A 4,209-nucleotide genomic window follows, 5' to 3' on the forward strand; every position below is an offset into this window, starting at 1 on the left:
ATATTGGCAGGACTTTCGATTTTACTGAACACTCTTCAACTACTTTCGGAATATTCAATAGATGAACTGAATGAGATTGCTGCGATTGCATTAGGTACCTAAAGATGTGTAGATACCTATGCTCTATAGAGTGCGCGAAGAGTAAATTAGTTTATTGTACTTAGCAAATATGCAATTTTATATCTTTTCAAAAAATCTAAAAATATTAAAAATAATTAATATATATCAAATATTTAATTAGTATATTTCCAATATAAACAGATAGTCATTTGTTAAAAATAATTTCAATGACAATATTTTTTTAGTATTCATTTCATCATTCAGTCATACTTGGTCAGCTTTGAAATGGTCTATTCAGGCACAACACATTATTATCTAAGTATCATATATTTATGGCAAAACAATTTTTTCAATCATGGCTTCCCTCTCCTCATAAAGTCGCGGAGATGAAACTGATGAAGATTTTTGGTCAACGTACCTTAAATCCGTTGCTGTGGTATGTGAACAGAAAGTCTATTTCCAAAGCCATTTTTATTGGTACCTTTTGGGGCATGCTGCCTTTGCCTTTTCACAGTGTTTTAATTGTTCTGACGGTTTTACTGTTTGAGGTCAATTTACCGGTGAGTTTATGTCTCGCTTGGCTAACCAACCCCTTTACGCTTGTTCCCATTTTATATCTTGGTTTTTGGCTAGGTGCGAAGGTGTTTCAAGTGAATATGATTGATCAAGATATGATACTGGGTGTCCTGCATCAGATCAGTCATTGGATCACTCACTTTGGGAATGGACATATTGACCTAAGTTTAGCGAAAATTCTATTATCCGGTTTACTGTTGGAAGCTTTAATTTTTGCCGTTCTATTATTTATGATTACGCGATTATTTTGGCGCTGGAATATTATTCAGCATTATAACCGTCGTCATCATATCAAATAATCATCAAATCTTTAAATACAAGAATGTCACTAGATGCATTATTGCAACGGCCTTTGCCTATAAAATTTACTTTATGATATTTTTCCTGACGAAGCCCACTTGTTTTCGCTCTGCGATTAATGATCTTCCACAACGCAGTTTTAACATTTTTGTTAAGCATTATTGAAGTATCAACTCTGCTTCTAAACAGCTTTATCCTATTACCTTATACTTCAAAAAAACATAATCCCACTCGATAAAAAAGCCCCACAGAAGTGGAGCTTTTTAAATCTGACTATTCAATCAGCAATTAAAAAATTCTATTTTGCTGCTTCTCTACTTTCGGTAATTGGTCTGCAATTTTTTGAGCAATCGACATATAGCTTTCAGCCGCATCATCACCTACCAGTACAGAAGGTTTACCTGCATCGGCATTTTCGCGAATTTGAACATTTAAAGGTAAACGCCCCAGTAAAGGAATATTGTATTGTTCAGATAACTTGTCGCCACCACCAGTACCGAAAATCTGCTCTTCATAACCACAGTTCGAACAAATATGTGTCGACATATTTTCCACGACTCCCATGACAGGAATCTGAACTTTATTAAACAGTTCAATGCCTTTTGTTGCATCTAAAAGTGCTACATTTTGTGGAGTAGTCACAATAACAGCGCCCGTCACAGGAATACGCTGTGCAAGTGTCAATTGAATATCCCCTGTCCCTGGTGGCATATCAATCATCAGAACATCCAGGTCTGGCCACAAGGTTTGGTTAAACAACTGCATCAATGCACCTGTTGCTTTCGGACCACGCCAAGCCACAGGGGTATTGTTATCGCCCGTTAAATGCCCAATCGATAGAACCGCCATACCATACGCATCGATTGGAACAAAATTTTCCGCTTCAATCATCGGGGTACGCCCTGCATTACCCAACATGGTCGGAATACTTGGACCATAGATATCAGCATCTAAAACACCGACTTTCAAACCTAATTTTTGCAATGCCAATGCAAGGTTTACAGTGGTGGTCGATTTACCCACACCACCTTTACCCGATGAAACCAAGATCACATTTTTAATACGTGGATGTTTAGGTACATCTCTTTGTTGCGGTGCCGGTTTTTGAATGGGTGGATTGTTTGGATCTTGCTCATATTTTGTTTCAGCTTGAGCTGTTTTTCCTGAAGCATCCACTATAGGCGGAAGTTTTTGAGCTTGTGGAGTTGTATTTTCACCTTGAGGGTTGCTTGAACAGCTATGTCCTTCTTTTCCATGATCATGATTAGAACAGCTTTCACCTTGTGCATGTTTTTGCTGAATCACATGCATATTGAGTTCTTGGATACCACATTTTTCTAAGGCATCTGCCAAATCATCATGGATTTTTTGTAAATGATCTACTTCCTCAGGATAAGTATTAATGGTTATTTGTAATACTCGCCCTTCGACATTGACTTGGGTAATTCTGTCTTTCAGTGCATGGTTTGAATTTGGCAATATATAGCCTTGTAGCACATTCTGGATTTCTTCCTCCTTCACCTCCTGCGAGGGTGAAAAAACAGATTTAAGCGAAGAAAGCCACGACATAAGTTTACTCCAAATACGAACATACAGCTGAATATCATAGTTTAGCTTTAAATGAGGCGAAGGTTAAGTAAAGTTCTAGCTTGCTTTATAAATCTTGCTAAAAATCCGAGCCAATCAGTAGGTTTTAGGACTTAACTCTTTATTTTAAAGATGATATTGTGTCTTTTCTATTGAACCTGCTATCAATATACTTTTATTAAATCATCGACTAACACGAACTAAAGCAGATAGATCCAAAACAGTTCAAAAAATTACATCTTGGTTTATCAATATAAATAACGATTATTTTTCGTAACAATTATTATGCGAACATATCTTTATTTTGTTCTTTATATTAGCTACACATTATTATTTTTATAATAACAATTTTTTTCGGGGATCATATTTTGCTAAAACAATTACTTTCATGCATTTTATTGACTGCCATGTCATTTGCCCATACAGCAAAATGAAACTTCTTCTATACTTACCCCGGAAGGGCAATTAATCAGTTTAGGCGATACTTTTGCAGATATGCAAAATCGTCTGAAGTTGTCTCCAAATTCAATGATTACACGTGAATTCAAAGAAGGGGAAAATCTTGATTTAGCAATGGACTATAAATACGAAATAGAAAATATGATGTATACCATCACCATTGTGAACGATCGTGTGAGGAAAATTGAATGGCTCAATACTGATCAAGAAATTAAAGATAAAATAACCGAATAACTCTTTTTCAAAAAATCATTATTTTTGCTGCTGATCATTCCAGCTAAATTAAAAATTATTTAGCTGGAATAGTTAGTTAAAAATTAACTCAATTAACCTTGGTCATCTTTTTTAAATTTGTTAAGTTTGTCTGTCGCAGTTTTCTTTAACTCATCAAATTTAGTATTTACCTGTGCTTTTAGTTCATCAAATTTAACTGGGGCTTCATGCTTTAACTCTGTTACTTTTAGCTTAGCTTCTTCAAATTTATGGCTTGCTTCTGTCTTTAAATGCTCCAATCTATCATGTAGCTTATTTTCTGAATCTGATTTCTCGGTTTCTGATTCCTTACTCTTTTCAGCAAATGAAACATTACCTTCTTTATATTTAGCCTTAGCTTTTTGGTTTAAATTATGCAGAGCTTTTTCACCTTCAAGCTTAATTTTTGCGGCTTTATTTTTTAGATCATCAATTATTTTGTCACCTTGCAGTTGCGCTTCTTTCGCTTTAAACTCTAAGTCACCACCTACATTAGATGTATTATTTTTTGTATTGTCTAATTTATTTTCATTTGTCATAATTTTTCCTCTATGTCATTTACTGCTTATATAACCTATTAGTTATACAGGTAGATTTCATAGATTTAATAATCTAAAACTGCATTTCTAAACAAAGAAAATACAGAATGTAGCGAAGTAACTTAAAATATTAATTTAAAAATATTCTAGGATTTAGTCACCTTTTCAACTAAAACATTTATCTTTTATGATGATAAAATGACTATTTTCTCTTTTTCGGTTCGATTTTTTTATTTTCTATTTCTTCCGCCCATAAAAAAATCCCCCTCATCTATGATGAGGGGGATTTTAGAATTAATGAGCTGGCGATGACTTACTCTCACATGGGTAACCCCACACTACCATCAGCGCAAAGAGGTTTCACTTCTGAGTTCGGGAAGGGATCAGGTGGTTCACTCTTGCTATTGTCGCCAGCACAACTGTTTATGGATACTCG

4 protein-coding genes and 1 rRNA gene are annotated in these 4,209 nt (G+C 34.8%); 2 read left to right on the plus strand and 3 right to left on the minus strand.

Annotated features, from left to right (window positions below):
• The first annotated feature begins 386 nt into the window (after nucleotides 1-386).
• Nucleotides 387-935, plus strand: a complete 549-nt coding sequence (locus E0409_RS16360; RefSeq protein ID WP_213073382.1) for a DUF2062 domain-containing protein — start codon at nucleotides 387-389, stop codon at nucleotides 933-935.
• Nucleotides 936-1,224: 289 nt separating this feature from the next.
• Here E0409_RS16360 and apbC read toward each other — a convergent pair whose 3' ends face one another.
• Complete coding sequence (gene apbC, locus E0409_RS16365) at nucleotides 1,225-2,505, minus strand: iron-sulfur cluster carrier protein ApbC (RefSeq protein WP_131292616.1); 1,281 nt, start codon at nucleotides 2,503-2,505, stop codon at nucleotides 1,225-1,227.
• Between the two features lie 432 nt (nucleotides 2,506-2,937).
• Here apbC and E0409_RS16370 point away from each other — a divergent pair, with 432 nt between their 5' ends.
• Nucleotides 2,938-3,216, plus strand: coding sequence for a hypothetical protein (locus tag E0409_RS16370; RefSeq protein WP_131292618.1), 279 nt, complete (start codon nucleotides 2,938-2,940; stop codon nucleotides 3,214-3,216).
• Between the two features lie 92 nt (nucleotides 3,217-3,308).
• Here E0409_RS16370 and E0409_RS16375 read toward each other — a convergent pair whose 3' ends face one another.
• Nucleotides 3,309-3,773, minus strand: coding sequence for a hypothetical protein (locus E0409_RS16375; protein WP_131292620.1), 465 nt, complete (start codon nucleotides 3,771-3,773; stop codon nucleotides 3,309-3,311).
• A 300-nt stretch (nucleotides 3,774-4,073) separates the two neighbouring features.
• Nucleotides 4,074-4,188: ribosomal RNA gene (rrf, locus tag E0409_RS16380) — 5S ribosomal RNA — on the minus strand.
• Nucleotides 4,189-4,209 lie beyond the last annotated feature (21 nt).

Source organism: Acinetobacter sp. ANC 4862 (assembly GCF_004336635.1).
Lineage (GTDB): Bacteria > Pseudomonadota > Gammaproteobacteria > Pseudomonadales > Moraxellaceae > Acinetobacter.